This window comes from Stagnihabitans tardus (genome assembly GCF_009925085.1).
In the GTDB taxonomy this organism is placed as follows: Bacteria; Pseudomonadota; Alphaproteobacteria; order Rhodobacterales; family Rhodobacteraceae; genus Stagnihabitans; species Stagnihabitans tardus.
In genome coordinates this window covers 23,841-38,977 of the sequence record NZ_JAABNR010000012.1, presented here as the reverse complement: position 1 = coordinate 38,977, position 15,137 = coordinate 23,841, and the positions used below count along the sequence as shown (strand labels likewise).

Sequence of the window (15,137 nt, the reverse complement as noted above, 5' to 3'; positions counted from 1 at the left end):
AACACAGGTTTGAGAGTGGTTCCAAAGCACAGATGCCGCTTCATTCAGCGCAGGGCCCGGCACGTTCCACCACGGCAACCTCCGACCCGGTGGTGCTGCCAGGCATCGCAGACCTGGGCATCCTCGCAGACAGCCGCTATGCCGCCTGGGTCTTCGATCTTCAGGCCATGCGCATCATCTGGGCCAATGCCACCGCGCTGAGCCTGTGGGAGGCCTGTGACCTGGCCGAGCTCTCCGCCCGCGACCTGGGCGCCGACATGAGCTCTTCGGTCCGCTCCCGGCTGGAGCAATATGGCCTGGCCTTCGCCAAGGGCGACCGCTTCGACGAGCAATGGACGATCTATCCCAAGGGCATCCCCCGCCCCCTGATCTGCCGCTTTCGCGGCTGCCGGCTGGAGGATGGCCGCGTCGCCATGCTGGTCGAGGCCAGCGAAGTCGGCGCCGAGGATCGCAGCCTGATCACCTCGGCCCAGGTGCTGCTTTACACGACTTCGATGGTCTCGACCTATGCGCTGGACGGGCTGTGCACCTTTGCCAATCTCGCGGCGCTGAAGAGCTTTCCGGGGCGGCAACAGGCCGACCTGTCGCGCTTTCTGAACCCGACGATCCGGGCGGCGCTCTCGGGTCAGACCGGGGCGGTCGAGGGGACCTACCTGTCCGAAGTCATGACCTCGCGCGGGGTGCGGGTGCATGAAGTCTCGATCCGCCTGGGCCAGGACCCGGTGGATGCGGCGCCGAATTTCGTCATCACCGAGACCGATGTGACGGATCAGGAGAACGCCAAGCGCGATCTCGAGGCCCTGGCCTCGCGCGACAGCCTGACGGGCCTGCGCAACCGCGCCTACCTTGCGGCGGCGGCTTCGGGGCATTTCGGGCACCATGCGACCCAGGGCTTCGGCACGGCCTTGATGCTTCTGGACCTGGACCGGTTCAAGTTCGTCAACGACACTTTGGGCCATGCGGCAGGCGACCGGCTGCTGCAAGAGATCGGCGAGCGCCTGACCCGCACTTTGCCACCGGGGACGCCGCTGTCCCGGCTGGGAGGCGACGAATTCTGCTGCCTCATCGCGCATCAGGGCGAAAAAGGCGTTCTGAAACAGGCCAATGCGGTGCTCAAGGCCCTGGGCCGGCCGCTGCGGGTCGAGGGCAATGACCTCTCGGTCTCGGGCTCGATCGGGCTGGCCCTGTCCGAGGGCACCGAAACCAGCTTCGACGAGCTTCTGCGCCAGGCCGACCTGGCGCTCTTCGAGGCCAAGGGCAATGGCGGGGCCGAGGCGCGGATCTACCGACCCGAGATGGCCGAACGCTCCGAACGCTTCCTGCGGGTCGAGGCCGAGCTGTCCGAGGCCCTGCGCCGCCGCAGGCTGGAGCTGTTCTACCAGCCGCGCCTCTCGTTGCGGACCGGCAAGATCGTGGCCGCCGAGGCGCTGATCCGGATCAACAAGCCCTCTGGCCCCGCCGTCATGCCCTCCGAGTTCATCCCCGTGGCCGAGGCCACCGGCCGCATCGCTCCCATCGGCCGCTGGGCGCTGCGCGAGGCGGCGCGCCACCTGGTCGAGCTGCGCGGCGCGGGGGCGCGGGTGGATCTGTCGGTCAATGTCAGCCCCAAGCAATTCGCCGACCCGGCCTTCCTGAAGCAGTTGCGCCTGTCGCGGCGGCTTTTGGAGCCGGTGGGCGGGGTGATCGAGCTGGAGATCACCGAATCCGTCCTGGTCGAAAGCGACCGCCGCTTGCAAAAGGTCATGCGGCAGATCGCGGACCTGGGTTACAGCTTTGCCATCGACGATTTCGGCACGGCCTATTCCAACCTTGCGGGCATCTCGCGCTATCCGATCAACTGCATCAAGATCGACCGCACCCTGATCGCCCATGCCGATTTCCGCGCCCTGGTGACGGCGGTCCTGACGCTCGCCCGGGTCTTCGGCGCCAAGGTCGTGGCCGAGGGCGTCGAGACCGAGGAGCAGCGCATCTGGCTGCACGAGGCGCAATGCGACGAGTTCCAGGGCTTCCTCTTCTCGCGCCCCGTGCCCTTTGCCGAGCTGCAAAGGCTGATCGCGGCGGGTTACTGAAGGAAGGTTTTGGCGGCGGCCAGGCCGCTGGGGCCGATTTCGTGGCCGATGGGCTCTTCGAGATAGGTCGTGGCGACCCCGATCCGCGCCAGGAGCTCCGAGGCCTCGGCGACCTCTGCGGCGGGGATAACGTGGTCGAAGCTGCCCCCCACCAGGAGCCCGCGCGCCCCGGGCAAGGGCTGGGGTGCCCCGGCCACGGCATAGCGTCCGGCAAAGATGACGGCCTCGGCCACGCGGCCCCGGGCGAGGGCGTCGATCGACATGATGGCGCCCTGCGAGAAGCCCAGGAGGATCACGCGGCGGGCCCCGGTCTCGGCCTGGTGCAGGTCGATCAGCGCATCGAGCCCCTTCCGCGCGGCCTCGACCCGGGCGGGGCGGTTCTGCGGCGTGATCCCGGCGATGTCGAACCAGCGGAAGCCGGCGTTGAAGGGATGCGGCGCATCCGGCGCGCGGAAAACCAGACCCGGCGCAGCGAGGTGCCGCGCCAGTCCGCCCATGCCCGCGCCATTCCCGCCCACGCCATGCAGCATCAGGACCAGGGTCGTCATGCCAGCCCCCTCGCCCAGGCCAGATCCGGCCCCTTCGGCAAGATTCCATTCGGATTCAAGGTCTTGATCGAGTAATAGCCGCGCTTGATATGCGAAAGGTTCACCGTCTCCGCCACCCCCGGCAGGGCAAGCACCCGCTCCATCCAGGCCTGCAGGCGCGGATGATCGGCAAAGCGCCGCAGGTTGCATTTGAAGATGCCGTGGTAGGCGACGTCAAAGCGCACGGCGGTGACGAAGGTGCGGATATCGACCTCGGTAAAGGTCTCGCCCATGAGCCAGGTCCGCCCCTCCATCCGGGCCTCGAGGTCGGCCAGCGTCTGGAAGACCAGGGTCACCGCCTCGTCATAGGCCTCTTGCGTCGTGGCAAAGCCCGCGCGGTAGACGCCGTTGTTCAGCCCGGGATAGATCACCTCGTTCAGCGCGTCGATTTCCGCCCGCAGGGCCGGGGGGTAAAGGTCGGGGCCCTCGCCGAGGTCGTTGAAAATCCGCAGGATATCGGCGCTTTCGTTGTTGACGATGGTCCCCGTCACCTTGTCCCAGAGAACCGGCACCGTGGCCCGGCCCGAGACATGGGGATCGGCCTTGCTGTAGACCTGATGCATATAGCGCGCCCCGGTCAGGGGATCGGGCGTCGCGAACTCCCAACCCTGCGAGGTCAGGGCGGGCTCCAGCACCGAGACCGAGACGACCTCCTCCAGCCCCTTCAGCTTGCGGGCGATCAGGGTGCGGCTGGCCCAGGGGCAGATCAGCGCGACGTAAAGGTGATAGCGCCCGGGGGTCAGGACCTCTGGCCTGTCGCGGAAGGTCGAGACCTGGCGGACGAAGCCGCCCTTCGCGTCCTTGGCCTGCACCGGCTGCCAATCTTCCGTCCATTTGCCGTCGATCAGCATCTATTTCTCCACCACGGTAAAGGAGGTCCCCCAGGGGTCGGTCAAAGTCGCGGGCAAGAGCCCCTTGTCGGCGCGCAGGCCCACTTCGGCCAGCCCCGTCATGCCGGGCGTCCGCGCCTTTGCCCCGCGCGAGTTCCAGATATTGGTCGCCAGGTGGTGATGATATCCGCCCGAGCCATAGAAGGCCGCGCCGGGATAATGGGCCGTGATTGGGAACCCCATGATATCGTGATAAAATCCCTCGGCCTCCGCCACATTGCCGACTTGCAGGTGGACATGGCCCACCACGAGGCCCGAGGGCAGGCGATAGGGCGCCTTGGCCGTGCGGGCGAGGGCGTTCAGGTCCAGGCCCTCGGTCGTCATCTTGATGGCGCCCGCCGCGTCATACCAGCCCAGCCGGGGCCGGTCGACATAGACCTCGATCCCATTGCCCTCGGGGTCGGAGAGATAGATCGCCTCCGAGACCTGGTGATCGCTGGCGCCCTCCAGCGGCATCCGCTTTTCGGCCGTGTGGATCAGCCAGGCGCCCAAATCGGCGCGGGAGGGCATGAGGAAGGCGGTGTGGAAGAGCCCCGCCTCGCGCCCGGTGTTGGGGCGGGCAGCCTTGTCGCCGCGCAGCTCCACCAGGACCGTGCCCCCTGCCCCAAGCCGCACCGAGGCCCCATCCGAGGACAGGCGCTCCAGCCCCAGCAGGGCTTCGTAAAAGCTGGTCATCCCGGGCAAGTCGCGCACGGTCAGGGCGACATGGCCGATCTCGATGGGGGCGGAGGCGGTGGACATGGGGGTTCTCCAATGAAAGGGGCGGCCCGACGGCAGTATCGGGCCGCCCGCTCTGTCTGCGAAGGCTTACTTGCGGGCCACGGCATAGGCGCCGGCGCCCAGAAGCGCCTGCACCACCATCACGATGGCCCAGAAGGCGGGATATTCCCAGCCGCCATTGGCGTTCGAGAAGACGAAGCCATTGGCGCCATGGCCGAAATAGCCCGCGCCGACCAGGACCAGGGCCAGGATCAGCGAGACCGGCTTGACCTTGAAGCCCGCCAGCAGGGCGAGCCCGCCGCCGACTTCGGCCAGGATGGTCAGATAGGCCAAAAAGCCCGGCAGGCCGATGGACTCGAAATAGCCAACCGTGCCCGGGATCGTGAAGATGAAGACCTTCATCAGCCCGTGGAACACGAAAAGCGCGCCATTGGTCACGCGCAGCAGGGCGGCAGCAAGATCGGTGGAACGGTCGGTGGCGAAGTCAGAGGTGACAGTGGTCATGAGACCCTCCAGTGTTGCGATGGGGCCTAGATGAACCCTTCCCGTTCTTTAGGCAATCCGGGACACGGGAAGTTTATTCCTTCTGAATTGGAAGGATTAGCGCAGCGCTTTGACCATGAAATCAATCAAGGCGCGCAGCTTTCCCGTCACGCGGCGGTCTGCGGGGTAAAGCAGATGCACCCCCAGAAGCGGCGGCTCGAACTCGGCCAGGATGACCTCGACCCGCCCGGCGGCGAGGCTTTCGGCCGCGACGAATTCCGGCGTGCGGGTGATGCCCAGCCCCGCCTCGGCACAGGCGAGGCAGGCGGTGGCGTTGGAAAAGGCCAGCCGCCCCGAGACAGCGATGCGCCCGGTGGCAAAGGGCCAGGAGCGCGGCTCGCGCAGGTTCAGGTCGATGATCGCTTCGTGCTGGCTCAGGTCCGAGGGCCACTCGGGCCGGCCATGGGCCTTGAGGTAGGCGGGGGAGGCGACATTGACGATGCGCACCTCGCAGAGCTTGCGGGCCTTCAGCGTCGTATCGGCCACCAGGCCCACCCGGATGGCGGCGTCGAAGCCCTCTTCGACCAGATTGACGATGCGGTCGGTGAACTGCACCTCCAGCGCGATCTCGGGGAAATCGCGGGCAAACCGCGCAAGGATGGGCGCCAGGCGCAGCGTGCCGAAGGAGAGCGGCGCGGTCAGGCGCAGGCGGCCACGCGGGGTGACGGCGGCGGTCTGCAGCTCGGCCGTCATGTCGTCCAGCGCCTCGACCACGCCGCGCAGGCGCTCGGTGTAAAGCTGGCCCGCCTCGGTCAGGGAGAGCGCCCGCGTCGTGCGGTTGAGAAGCTTGACGCCAAGCTCGGCTTCGAGCTTCTGCACGAGTTTCGAGGCCTGGCCCGAGCCCGTCCCCAAGCGCTCCGCCGCCCGGGCGAAGCTGCCTGTCTCGACGACCATCAGGAACATGCGCTCGGGCGCGAGGCGGTCGGATTTCTCTTTCATCGGGTCACTATGGCGGTTTCGCTTGAGGCGCGCAAAGGGGTCTGGTCGGATGGGCGCATGGAACAGAAGATGCGAATCGCCCTCTGGCAGGGCCCCTCCGTGGAATGCGATATCGAGGCGGGCTTTGCGGCCTTGCGGGCGGCGGTGACGGCTGCGGGGGCGATGGGGGCCAAGGCCCTGGTTGCGCCGGAGCTTTACCTGCCGGGCTATAACCAGGACGCCCTGGTCGATCTGGCCCAGCCGAGGGGCGGGGCGTGGCATCAACGCCTGTCGGGCCTGGCGCGCGAGGCGGGTTGCGCCTTGGTCGTGGGCTATGCCGAGCGGGATGGGGTATTGTATAACTCCGCCGTGGCCTTTGGGGCGGATGGGGCGGAGATCGCGCATTACCGCAAGGTCCAGCTTTTCGGGCCGCGAGAGCAGCGGCTTTTCGCTTTCGGCGATGCCTATACTGTCTTCGATTTCCACGGGATCAAGGCGGCGCTGCTGATCTGCTATGACATCGAATTCGACCAGCATATCAAGGCCTTGAAGGCCCAAGGGGTCAGCCTGATCCTCTGCCCCACCGCCTGCCCCAAGCCCTTCGAGAACGTGGCGCAGTCCGTCGTGCCCGCCCATTCGGCCAACCACGCGCTGTCCATCGTCTATGCCAATTACTGCGGCACCGAGGGTGATTGCCCTTACTTCGGCCTGTCGACCATCACTGGCCCCCATGGCCAGATCATGGCCCAGGCCGGGGCCGAGGCGGCGCTTCTGGTGGCCGATCTCCCCCCGCCCGAGCCCGCGCGCCTGACGACCCAGGCGCGCGATCTGCGGATCATTCGGTGAAGGCGGGCTGCTTGGACCAGCGCCAGGCGTCGCCGATCATCTGCTGAAGCGTCGAGCGTTTCGGCTCCCACCCGAGCTCGTGGATCGCCCGGACCGAGCCCGAGACCAGCGAGGTCGCATCACCGGGGCGGCGGGAGCCCTCGATGATCGGCACCTCGCGGTTGGTGACGATGCGGGAGGCCTCGATCACCTCGCGGACGGTGAAGCCATTGCCAGAGCCCAGGCAGAAGACCCGGCTTTCCTTGCCCTCCAGAAGCCATTTCAGACCCAGGATATGGGCGTCCACCAGGTCCATGACATGGACATAGTCGCGGATGCAGGTGCCGTCCTTGGTCTTGTAATCGCTGCCGAAAACCGTCAGCGCCGGGCGTTTGCCGTCGATGGCATCCAGCATCAGCGGGATCAGATGGGTCTCCGGCACATGCTGCTCGCCCACCTCGCCCTCGGGGTCGGCGCCCGCGACGTTGAAATAGCGGAAGATGACCGAGTTCAGCCCATGGCTCTTCTCGAAATCACGCAGGATCATCTCGATGGCGCGCTTTGACCCGCCATAGGCATTGATCGGGGTCTGGGGGGTGTCCTCGTTCAGGGCCACGCCATCCAGTTCGCCATAAGTGGCGCAAGTCGAGGAAAAGACGAAGTTCTTGATCCCCGCATCCAGCGCCGCCTCGATCAGGTTCAGGCTGCCGTTGACGTTCACGCGCCAATACTTGGCCGGGTTGGTCATGGATTCGCCCACCAGCGACAGCGCCGCGAAATGCATGATCGCCACGGGCTTGTACATGGCAATCGCCGCCTCGATCGAGGCGCGGTCCATCAGGTCGCCCTGGAACATCGGCCCGAACTTCACCGCCTGCCGCCAGCCGGTCGAGAAATTGTCGAAGGCCACCGGGATAAACCCCGCCGCTTTCAAGGCCTTGCAGGCATGGGCGCCGATATAGCCCGCCCCCCCCGTCACCAGAACATGCATGTCATTCCCCATCCTCAAGCGCCCCGCCCTCAAGCCGCATGAGACGGGTTGGGGCTGCCGTGACGCAGATTGTAATTGTGGACCTCGATGGCCTCGTCGATCGTCTCATAGAAGGTCAGGCTGCCATGTTCCAGCACGGCGCCCGAGGTGCAAAGCGCCCGCAGCTGTGCATCCGAATGCGAGATCAGGATGACCCCCGCCTCGCGCATCCGCTCATGGAAGAGCTCGTCCGCCTTGCGCTTGAAGGCAGCGTCGCCGGTCGAATGGACCTCGTCCAACAGATAGGTGTTGAAGCGGATGCCCATGGACATGCCGAAGTTCAACCGCCCGCGCATCCCCGAGGAATAGGTCTTGACCGGCTCGTAGTAGTTCGTGCCAAGCTCGGCAAAATCCTGCACGAAATCAACCAATTGCTGCGTGTCGACGCCATAGACCCGCGCAATGAACCGGACGTTCTGCGCCCCGGTCATGTCGGGCTGGATGCAGCCGGTCAGGCCGATGGGCCAAGAGATCTCCCCGGTCACCCGGACCATGCCGCGGTTGGGGTTCACATTGCCCGCGATCATCGCCAGAAGCGTCGACTTGCCCGCCCCGTTGCGGCCCAGGATACCCATCTTGGCCCCGGTCGGGATGACAGCCGTGATGTCCTTGGCGACATATTTCGGCTGCCCCCGATACCAGAAGGCCTTGGTGACGGATTCGAAGCTGATCATCGCCGGTCGCGCAACGCGTAGTAGATCATCGAAATCGAGGCCCAGGCCAGGAGCCCGGCCAGGGCAGTCAGCAGGATATGCAGCGGACGATCGGGCGCCGTGGTCGATTGCGCCAGCGTCGGCGCGAGGAAGGTCGCCAGGTAATGCGTCTGCTGCGCCGCATCGGTCACGGCCTGGTCATAGGCGCCCTGGGCGGCGAGATAGGCCTTCTGCCCGAACTCCAGCTCAAGCTGAAGGTTCTGATAGTCGCGGATCAGCGCCGCATAGCCGGGATCGGCGGGGTCCGAGACATTGCCGACCTTGGCCGTCTCGGTCGCGATGCGGTTCTCGATGACCTCGATCCGGCGGGTAAGCTGGCCGATCCTTGGGTCGCTGTCGGCCACCTGACCGCGCAAGAGGTCCAGGCTGATCTGCGCTTCGGCCAGTTGCTGGGCCAGGCTGTTGACCACCTGGCTTGCCCCCGCCAATTGGGTCGCAGGATCGACGATATGGTTCTTGCTGCGGAACTCGGCCAGGTCGTTCTGCGCCGTGCGGTAGCGGTCCTCGGCCTTGGCCAGGGTCTCACGCGCATAGCGGGTCGTATCCTCCTGCGCGGTCTTGGACAGTTCGTTGATGATGGCGGTCGATTCCACCACGATTTCCTGGGCGATGGCCCGGGCATCCTCGGGGGTGAAGGCATAGACCTCCAGCAGCATCAGGCCGGTGGAGCTGTCGAAATTCACCACGACCATGTCATTCCAGTATTCCACCAGGTCCTCGATCGGGCCATCGGCGGGGAAGGAGAAATACCAGTCTTCGGGGTGGCGGGCCCAGATCTTGCGCAGGTCAAGCTTGCGGTCGATGCGTTCGACCAGCTCCTGGCTGGTGACGAACTGGTTGAGGATGTCCATGTCCTTGGTCGAAGCCGCCCCGCCCGCGCCGCCGAGCACGCCCAGCACGTCGAATGTGGTCGAGGACTTCTCCGTCCGGCTGCCGAAGCCCACGTCACTTTCGTATTGGTCGGCCGCCTTGGTATAAAGATAGGCGCCGTAAACCGACGGGGGCAGGATCACCAGAAGCACGAAAAGCGTCATCAAGAGGAAATGACGGATCTGCAGCCGGGCGGCCTGAACGGTCTCGAGCGGGCGGGGATCGGGCAAGGGCTTGCGCCCCACGGCACCCGGCTGGGGGGGCGGAGTTTGGGGGGCCGGATTCTGGGGGGGCTGCGCCTGGGGGGGCCGCTGTTGGCTGCCGGGGTTTTGAGCGGCGGCGGGCACCTGGCCTGCCGGGGCCTGGGGCGCCTGCTTTGGCAGGACCTGACCTTGGGGAGCGGGATTCTGGGGAGCCGGATTCTGAGGAGCGAGATTTTGGGGAGCGGGATTTTGGGCGCCGGGACCCGGCCTGGCGCCAGGTTGTCCGCCCAAATTCTGAACGCCCATGTTGGGGCCAGTCGCATTGGGGCCGGCCTTGGCCGCGGCCGGAGCACCGGCCTTCTGCACAGGCGCCGCCGGGGCGCCGGCCGTCTGACCTCCGGGAGCTTGCGCACCGCCCCCCTGCCCCGCCCCCGAAGGAGCCGTATCGAAAGGACCCACCGATGGCTCGGCACCGTCACCAAGCCCGGGACGGCGGCGCGGGGCGCCCATGGGCTGGCCCGCCTCGGCACGTGCCAGTCGCAGCGCCCGCTGATTGGCTCCCATGGCCCCGGGCGCACGACGCTGCGGGCCCCCGTCAGAAGCCGATCCGGCCTCGGCCTCGGGCTCGGAGCCGGTCTCTCCGGTCTTTGCGGTGGGGATCTTCACAGGTGTTTCCAGATCTGCGCAGCAGTTTGCGCCCTATTCATCTTGCTGGTAATACTATCGCAGCCGCAGCAGGCATCACAAGTGCCGACTGCGCGCCTCCCCGTGCCCGGCCCTCCGCTCCGCAGGAAAACAAGTAAAATGCAGCCGATTTCCGCATCCCCTGCCCCGGAACGCCCCCCCCTTGGCGAGGCGCAACAGCCCCGCGCCCGCCGCTTCCGGAGCTTTCGGGTGATCGTCGCCCTGATCATGCGCGAGACCGGCTCGCGGGAGACAAGGACCTCGCTGGGCTTTCTCTGGACCCTGATCGAGCCGATCTTCGCGGTGATCCTTCTGGCCTTTGCCTTTTCGCTGATCCAGAGGACGCCCCGGCTGGGCACGAATTTCCAGCTTTACTATGTGACCGGGGTCCTGCCCTTTCACCTCTTTGCCCATGTGGCCGGACGTGTGGCGACCTCGATCCGCTATTCGGCCAACCTTCTGGGCTTCCCCTCGGTCACCGTCGTCGACATCCTGTTTTCGCGCTTCATCCTGAACGTCTTCACCAATACCCTGGTCTTCCTGATCGCGGCCGGAGGTGTCGTGGCCTGGTATGGGCTTCGCGTCGATCCCGACCCTTACCGGGTGGCGATGAGCCTTTCGATGGCCGCGGCCCTGGGGTTGGGGCTGGGCACGATGAACTCCGTCCTCTTCCTTGCCTCTTCTGCCTATGAGACCTTCTGGGGCGTCTGCATGCGGCCGATGACGCTCTTGGCGGGGGTGATGTTCCCCATCACCGACCTGCCGAGCTATTTCTTCGATTACCTGAAATGGCTGCCCATGGCGCATCTGGTCGCCGAGATGCGCAAGGCCTTTTACCCCGCGGTCGATGCCAGCTTCGTGTCGCCCGGCTATGTCTTCGCCATCGCCGGAGCGACCTTCGTCATCGGGATGCTGGGCCTGCACCGTTTCGTCTTCGACTTCCTCGAGCGGCGTTAACGCCCCACGCCGAGGTATTTGTCGAAGCCCGCCTCAAGCACTTCGGTCGCGGAATAGATGTTGCGCAGATCGGCCATGCGCGGCACCGTCATCTTGCGCGCCAGCTTGTCGAGGTCCAGGGCCCGGAACTCGTTCCATTCGGTCAGGATCACAAGGACATCCGCCCCCTGCGCCGCCTGGTAGGCGCTGTCGCACCATTTGACGCCGGGAAGCAGCGCCTCACCCTCGTGCTGGCCTTGCGGATCGGCCACGCGAACCTTGGCTCCGCCGCCGACCAGGGCGGGGACGATGGTCAAGGAGGGCGCGTCGCGCATGTCGTCGGTGTTGGGCTTGAAGGTGACACCCAGGACCGCGATGGTCTTGCCGTTCACCTTGCCGTCGCAAAGGTCGACGATCTTGTCCAGCATCCGGCGCTTGATCTCGTCATTGACCTTGATGACGGTTTCCGTGATCTGCATGGGCACGGCATGGTCCTGGCCGATGCGAGCCAAGGCCTTGGTATCCTTGGGGAAACAGCTGCCACCATAGCCGGGCCCGGCATGAAGGAACTTGTTGCCGATGCGCCCATCCATCCCCATGCCCTTGGCCACGTCCTTGACATCGGCTCCGACCTTTTCGCAAAGCGCCGCGATCTCGTTGATGAAGGTGATCTTGGTGGCCAGGAAGGCATTGGCCGCGTATTTGATCATCTCGGCCGATTCCAGACCCGTGTAGACCACGGGGAAATCGCGCAGGAACAAGGGCTTGTAGACATCGGCCATGACCTTGCGGGCCTTGCCGGATTCGACCCCCACCACGACCCGGTCCGGCCGCATGAAGTCGTCGATGGCGGCGCCCTCGCGCAGGAACTCGGGGTTCGAGGCCACGTCGAACTGCGCTTGCGGGTTGGCCTTCTTGATCGCGCGGGCCACGTCGCGGTTCGTGCCCACCGGGACCGTCGATTTGGTCACGACGACGGTATACTGGGTCATCGCGGTCGCAATTTCGGCAGCCGCCGCCATCACATAGGTCAGGTCGGCATGGCCATCGCCGCGCCGGGTCGGCGTGCCCACGGCGATGAAGACCGCATCGGCCCCCGCTACGGCCTCGGCCAGGTTCAGCGTAAAGGACAGCCGCCCGGCGGCCACGTTCTTGGCCATCAGCACATCAAGGCCGGGCTCGAAGATCGGGACCTCTCCGGCCTGAAGCTTGGCGATCTTTTCCGGGTTCTTGTCGACGCAGACGACCTCATGCCCGAAGTCCGAGAAGCAGACCCCTGAAACCAGGCCGACATAACCCGTCCCAATCATCGCAATCTTCATGGCCTGCTCCTGTTTTTTCTCTGTCTAGTCAGGGGTTGGGGCGCTGTCAAAGCCTCAGAGGTCGAAAGAGGCAAAGACCGGGACGTGGTCGCTGCCCTGCTCCCAGCCGCGCACCGGGCGCAGGATGCGGCTGCCATGGGCGGAGGCCGCGATATCCTTGGTCGCCCAGACATGATCCAGCCGCCGCCCCTTGTCGCCCGCATCCCAATCGGGCGAGCGATAGGACCACCAGGAGTAAAGCCGCCCCTCGGGGATATCTTGCCGGGTGACATCGACCCAATCCCCGGCCTCCATCACGGCATTGAAATGCTCGACCTCGATCGGGGTGTGGGAGACGATCTTCAACAGCTGCTTGTGGTTCCAGACGTCATCCTCTCGGGGAGCGATGTTCAGATCGCCCACAAGGATCGACCTTTGCGGCAGGCTGTCGCGGAAATGGTCGCGCATCTCGGTCAGGTAATCCAGCTTCTGGCCGAATTTCTCGTTCTGCGTCCGGTCGGGGATATCGCCGCCCGCAGGCACATAGCAATTGTGGATCACCACGCCATTGGGCAGCCGCGCCGCCACATGGCGCGCATGACCCAGTGAGGCGAAATCATGGCCCGCGACCTCTTCCAAGGGCAGCTTGGAGAGGATCGCCACGCCGTTGTAGCCCTTCTGCCCCCGCGCCACCATGTGGTGATAGCCAAGCGCGGCGAACCCCTCACGCGGGATCAGCTCGACAGGGCTCTTGCACTCTTGCAGGCACAGCACATCGGGTGCCTCTTCCTGCAACAGGCGGATCACCAGCCCCTCGCGCAAGCGGACAGAATTGATGTTCCAGGTGGCGAGGGTGAACATGGGAGCTCCTTGGGCTGCGGGATCGCAGCCCAAGGACTAGCGCATCAGTCGTGCAGCGTGAAGGTCGCCAGTTCGCAAAGGTTCTGCGTGCCCGACACGTCGTTGCCGTTTTCCATCACGAAACGCATGTCATAGTCGCAGACCGTCGCGCCATCGGCGATCGAGATCGTGCCTTCGGTCCCCGGATCGACCGAGGCCACCGAAAGGATGTTCTCGCCCCAGTCCTCGGCCTCATGCGGGGAGACATACATCTCGACCAGCTTCAGCGACGAGTTGTTGATCAGGACGAATTCAAGATCCTCGGCCATCACGGGGGTGGCGGCGAAGGTCAAGAGGGCAAGGGCAAGGCGACGCATGGGGACTCCTGTGGTTTGGTCCCGCGCAGACTGCCGCAGAGTCCTTTTGAAGTCGTAAATCCCCCATTGCAACCCAAGGGTGCATCACGAAAAAAGAGGCCGGGCACGCGGCCCGGCCAGGTCCAACAGGGAGGAAGCCGTGCCATAACCCCGACACGGCAAGGGGAAGCGAACTCTGGGGACCTGCGTCCCATGGTGAAAGCCTAGACCCGAATCGCTCGACTTCTAAGCCATTCCCACGGACAGGCCTTGTTTTCTTGGGAAAGTGTCACATTTCCGCAAGATCACGCGACCAGCTTGTAGCCCCCGCTCTCGGTCACCAACAGCCGCGCATTGGCCGGATCGCTCTCGATCTTTTGCCGCAGGCGGTAGATATGGGTCTCGAGCGTATGGGTCGTCACCCCGGCGTTATAGCCCCAGACCTCGTGCAGAAGCACATCCCGCGCCACAACCCCTGATTGAGCGCGATAGAGATACTTCAGGATGTTGGTCTCCTTCTCGGTCAGGCGAATCTTCTTGTCCTTGACGTCGACCAGCATCTTTTGGGCGGGCTTGAAGGTGTAGGGGCCCAGTTGAAAGATCGCGTCTTCGGACTGTTCGTGCTGCCGCAGTTGCGCACGGATGCGGGCCAGAAGAACGGGGAATTTGAAGGGTTTCGTCACATAGTCATTGGCGCCCGCATCGAGCCCCAGGATCGTGTCGGCATCCGAATCATGGCCCGTCAGCATCAGGATCGGGCATTTGACCCCCGCCTTGCGCATCCGCTTGCAGAGCTCGCGGCCATCGGTGTCGGGCAGGCCCACGTCCAGGATCACCAGGTCATAGGGTGCGGCCTTGGCCTTCTCCATCCCCTCGGCGCCGGTGCGCGCCTCGAAGACGTCGAAGTCTTCGGTCAGGACCAGCTGCTCGGACAGGGCCTCGCGCAGGTCGTCATCGTCATCGACAAGAAGGATCTTCCGCAGAGTTGTCATGGTTGTCTCCGTGTGGTCTTGCGGGGAAGATGTGCCCGCATCACGATGGCTTCAAGTTATGTGACAGCGGGGTCACGTCGACGTGTCAGCTTGCGAGGGATTGTTTCAACGATGAAATCCGGGGATCTGATGCTGACGCCCATGGGGCTGCGGGTGCGGGGGCGGGTTCTGCCCTGCACGATCGGGCGGAGCGGCGTCACCACGCGCAAGCGCGAGGGGGATGGGGCGACGCCTGCGGGGGTTCATGGCATCGTGGGCTGCCTGTATCGGCCTGACCGGATGGCGCAGCCGGTGGATTGGGCGCTGCCCATCGGGCCCATGGACCTGTGGTCGGACGATCCGCGCGCGGGGGACTACAACAAGATGGTGCGGGCGCCTTACGCCTTCAGCCATGAACGCCTGCGGCGCGCGGACCCGATGTATGACCTGGTGCTGATCCTGGATTGGAACTGGCCGGTGTCCCATCCCGGCCAGGGTTCGGCCATCTTCATCCACCGCTGGCGCAGGCCCGGGGCGCCCACCGCGGGCTGTATCGCGCTTGGGGCCGAGGACCTCTTGTGGCTGGTGCGCGGTCTGCGCCATGCTGACCGGGTCATCGTGCCCGAGGGACTTTCCAAAACGCTTTGAATGCCCTAATCTGCCCTCGGAAGAGGGAGGAAC

16 protein-coding genes are annotated in these 15,137 nt (G+C 65.3%); 4 read left to right on the top strand and 12 right to left on the bottom strand.

Going from position 1 to position 15,137, the window contains the following annotated elements; translation table 11 throughout:
• Positions 1 to 32: 32 nt before the first annotated feature.
• Positions 33 to 2,069 carry a putative bifunctional diguanylate cyclase/phosphodiesterase gene (locus tag GV832_RS13505; protein ID WP_168775413.1) on the top strand — a complete coding sequence of 679 codons (2,037 nt, stop codon included), beginning with the start codon at positions 33 to 35 and terminating at the stop codon, positions 2,067 to 2,069.
• Here the strand turns inward: GV832_RS13505 and GV832_RS13500 are convergent.
• The 5 genes from GV832_RS13500 to GV832_RS13480 all read right to left on the bottom strand — a co-directional run bounded on the left by GV832_RS13500 (position 2,063) and on the right by GV832_RS13480 (position 5,748).
• Positions 2,063 to 2,617 (bottom strand): alpha/beta hydrolase, encoded by a 555-nt coding sequence (locus GV832_RS13500; RefSeq protein WP_168775412.1) that lies wholly within the window; start codon positions 2,615 to 2,617, stop codon positions 2,063 to 2,065. The genes GV832_RS13505 and GV832_RS13500 overlap by 7 nt on opposite strands.
• Positions 2,614 to 3,507, bottom strand: a complete 894-nt coding sequence (locus tag GV832_RS13495) for a glutathione S-transferase family protein (RefSeq protein ID WP_168775411.1) — start codon at positions 3,505 to 3,507, stop codon at positions 2,614 to 2,616. Before GV832_RS13495 ends, GV832_RS13500 begins: the two co-directional genes overlap by 4 nt.
• Positions 3,508 to 4,287 (bottom strand): VOC family protein, encoded by a 780-nt coding sequence (locus tag GV832_RS13490; RefSeq protein ID WP_168775410.1) that lies wholly within the window; start codon positions 4,285 to 4,287, stop codon positions 3,508 to 3,510.
• Between the two features lie 66 nt (positions 4,288 to 4,353).
• Entirely contained in the window at positions 4,354 to 4,770 is a 417-nt protein-coding gene (locus GV832_RS13485) for a DoxX family protein (protein WP_168775409.1), read from the bottom strand.
• 96 nt (positions 4,771 to 4,866) lie between these two features.
• Positions 4,867 to 5,748, bottom strand: a complete 882-nt coding sequence (locus GV832_RS13480; RefSeq protein ID WP_227754415.1) for a LysR family transcriptional regulator — start codon at positions 5,746 to 5,748, stop codon at positions 4,867 to 4,869.
• Between the two features lie 57 nt (positions 5,749 to 5,805).
• Here GV832_RS13480 and GV832_RS13475 point away from each other — a divergent pair, with 57 nt between their 5' ends.
• Positions 5,806 to 6,573: a nitrilase-related carbon-nitrogen hydrolase gene (locus GV832_RS13475; protein WP_227754414.1), complete on the top strand. Its 768-nt coding sequence runs from the start codon at positions 5,806 to 5,808 to the stop codon at positions 6,571 to 6,573.
• Here the strand turns inward: GV832_RS13475 and galE are convergent.
• Genes galE through GV832_RS13460 form a run of 3 tightly spaced genes read right to left on the bottom strand, consistent with a single transcriptional unit; the run spans position 6,563 to position 9,395 of the window.
• The gene (galE, locus tag GV832_RS13470; RefSeq protein ID WP_435531760.1) at positions 6,563 to 7,543 is read right to left on the bottom strand and encodes a UDP-glucose 4-epimerase GalE; all 981 of its coding nucleotides are present in this window, start codon (positions 7,541 to 7,543) and stop codon (positions 6,563 to 6,565) included. The genes GV832_RS13475 and galE overlap by 11 nt on opposite strands.
• 29 nt (positions 7,544 to 7,572) lie before the next feature.
• Positions 7,573 to 8,256 (bottom strand): ABC transporter ATP-binding protein, encoded by a 684-nt coding sequence (locus tag GV832_RS13465; RefSeq protein WP_168775407.1) that lies wholly within the window; start codon positions 8,254 to 8,256, stop codon positions 7,573 to 7,575.
• Positions 8,253 to 9,395 (bottom strand): KpsE/RkpR family capsule polysaccharide export protein, encoded by a 1,143-nt coding sequence (locus GV832_RS13460; RefSeq protein WP_168775406.1) that lies wholly within the window; start codon positions 9,393 to 9,395, stop codon positions 8,253 to 8,255. The genes GV832_RS13465 and GV832_RS13460 overlap by 4 nt, the downstream gene beginning before the upstream one ends.
• An 867-nt stretch (positions 9,396 to 10,262) precedes the next feature.
• On the opposite strand from GV832_RS13460, the gene GV832_RS13455 reads away from it, so the two are divergent.
• Positions 10,263 to 11,009, top strand: coding sequence for an ABC transporter permease (locus GV832_RS13455; RefSeq protein WP_168775405.1), 747 nt, complete (start codon positions 10,263 to 10,265; stop codon positions 11,007 to 11,009).
• Here the strand turns inward: GV832_RS13455 and GV832_RS13450 are convergent.
• The 4 genes from GV832_RS13450 to GV832_RS13435 form a co-directional block, all read right to left on the bottom strand.
• Positions 11,006 to 12,310 (bottom strand): UDP-glucose dehydrogenase family protein, encoded by a 1,305-nt coding sequence (locus GV832_RS13450; protein ID WP_168775404.1) that lies wholly within the window; start codon positions 12,308 to 12,310, stop codon positions 11,006 to 11,008. The genes GV832_RS13455 and GV832_RS13450 overlap by 4 nt on opposite strands.
• A 54-nt stretch (positions 12,311 to 12,364) precedes the next feature.
• Positions 12,365 to 13,150 (bottom strand): exodeoxyribonuclease III, encoded by a 786-nt coding sequence (locus GV832_RS13445; protein WP_168775403.1) that lies wholly within the window; start codon positions 13,148 to 13,150, stop codon positions 12,365 to 12,367.
• Between the two features lie 44 nt (positions 13,151 to 13,194).
• A complete protein-coding gene (locus GV832_RS13440; RefSeq protein WP_168775402.1) occupies positions 13,195 to 13,506 on the bottom strand; it encodes a hypothetical protein in 312 nt (103 codons plus the stop codon).
• Positions 13,507 to 13,790: 284 nt separating this feature from the next.
• Entirely contained in the window at positions 13,791 to 14,477 is a 687-nt protein-coding gene (locus GV832_RS13435; protein WP_168775401.1) for a response regulator transcription factor, read from the bottom strand.
• A 111-nt stretch (positions 14,478 to 14,588) separates the two neighbouring features.
• Here GV832_RS13435 and GV832_RS13430 point away from each other — a divergent pair, with 111 nt between their 5' ends.
• The gene (locus GV832_RS13430) at positions 14,589 to 15,104 is read left to right on the top strand and encodes a L,D-transpeptidase family protein (protein ID WP_168775400.1); all 516 of its coding nucleotides are present in this window, start codon (positions 14,589 to 14,591) and stop codon (positions 15,102 to 15,104) included.
• Positions 15,105 to 15,137 lie beyond the last annotated feature (33 nt).

Bases quoted from the DNA above. Each gene is read 5' to 3' on its own strand.
- GV832_RS13475 (WP_227754414.1), top strand. From the start codon at position 5,806: ATGGAACAGAAGATGCGAATCGCCCTCTGGCAGGGCCCCTCCGTGGAA.
- GV832_RS13440 (WP_168775402.1), bottom strand. From the start codon at position 13,506: ATGCGTCGCCTTGCCCTTGCCCTCTTGACCTTCGCCGCCACCCCCGTG.
- GV832_RS13465 (WP_168775407.1), bottom strand. From the start codon at position 8,256: ATGATCAGCTTCGAATCCGTCACCAAGGCCTTCTGGTATCGGGGGCAG.
- GV832_RS13445 (WP_168775403.1), bottom strand. From the start codon at position 13,150: ATGTTCACCCTCGCCACCTGGAACATCAATTCTGTCCGCTTGCGCGAG.
- GV832_RS13500 (WP_168775412.1), bottom strand. From the start codon at position 2,617: ATGACGACCCTGGTCCTGATGCTGCATGGCGTGGGCGGGAATGGCGCG.
- GV832_RS13505 (WP_168775413.1), top strand. From the start codon at position 33: ATGCCGCTTCATTCAGCGCAGGGCCCGGCACGTTCCACCACGGCAACC.
- GV832_RS13450 (WP_168775404.1), bottom strand. From the start codon at position 12,310: ATGAAGATTGCGATGATTGGGACGGGTTATGTCGGCCTGGTTTCAGGG.
- GV832_RS13485 (WP_168775409.1), bottom strand. From the start codon at position 4,770: ATGACCACTGTCACCTCTGACTTCGCCACCGACCGTTCCACCGATCTT.
- GV832_RS13430 (WP_168775400.1), top strand. From the start codon at position 14,589: ATGAAATCCGGGGATCTGATGCTGACGCCCATGGGGCTGCGGGTGCGG.
- GV832_RS13490 (WP_168775410.1), bottom strand. From the start codon at position 4,287: ATGTCCACCGCCTCCGCCCCCATCGAGATCGGCCATGTCGCCCTGACC.
- GV832_RS13480 (WP_227754415.1), bottom strand. From the start codon at position 5,748: ATGAAAGAGAAATCCGACCGCCTCGCGCCCGAGCGCATGTTCCTGATG.
- GV832_RS13435 (WP_168775401.1), bottom strand. From the start codon at position 14,477: ATGACAACTCTGCGGAAGATCCTTCTTGTCGATGACGATGACGACCTG.
- GV832_RS13495 (WP_168775411.1), bottom strand. From the start codon at position 3,507: ATGCTGATCGACGGCAAATGGACGGAAGATTGGCAGCCGGTGCAGGCC.
- galE (WP_435531760.1), bottom strand. From the start codon at position 7,543: ATGCATGTTCTGGTGACGGGGGGGGCGGGCTATATCGGCGCCCATGCC.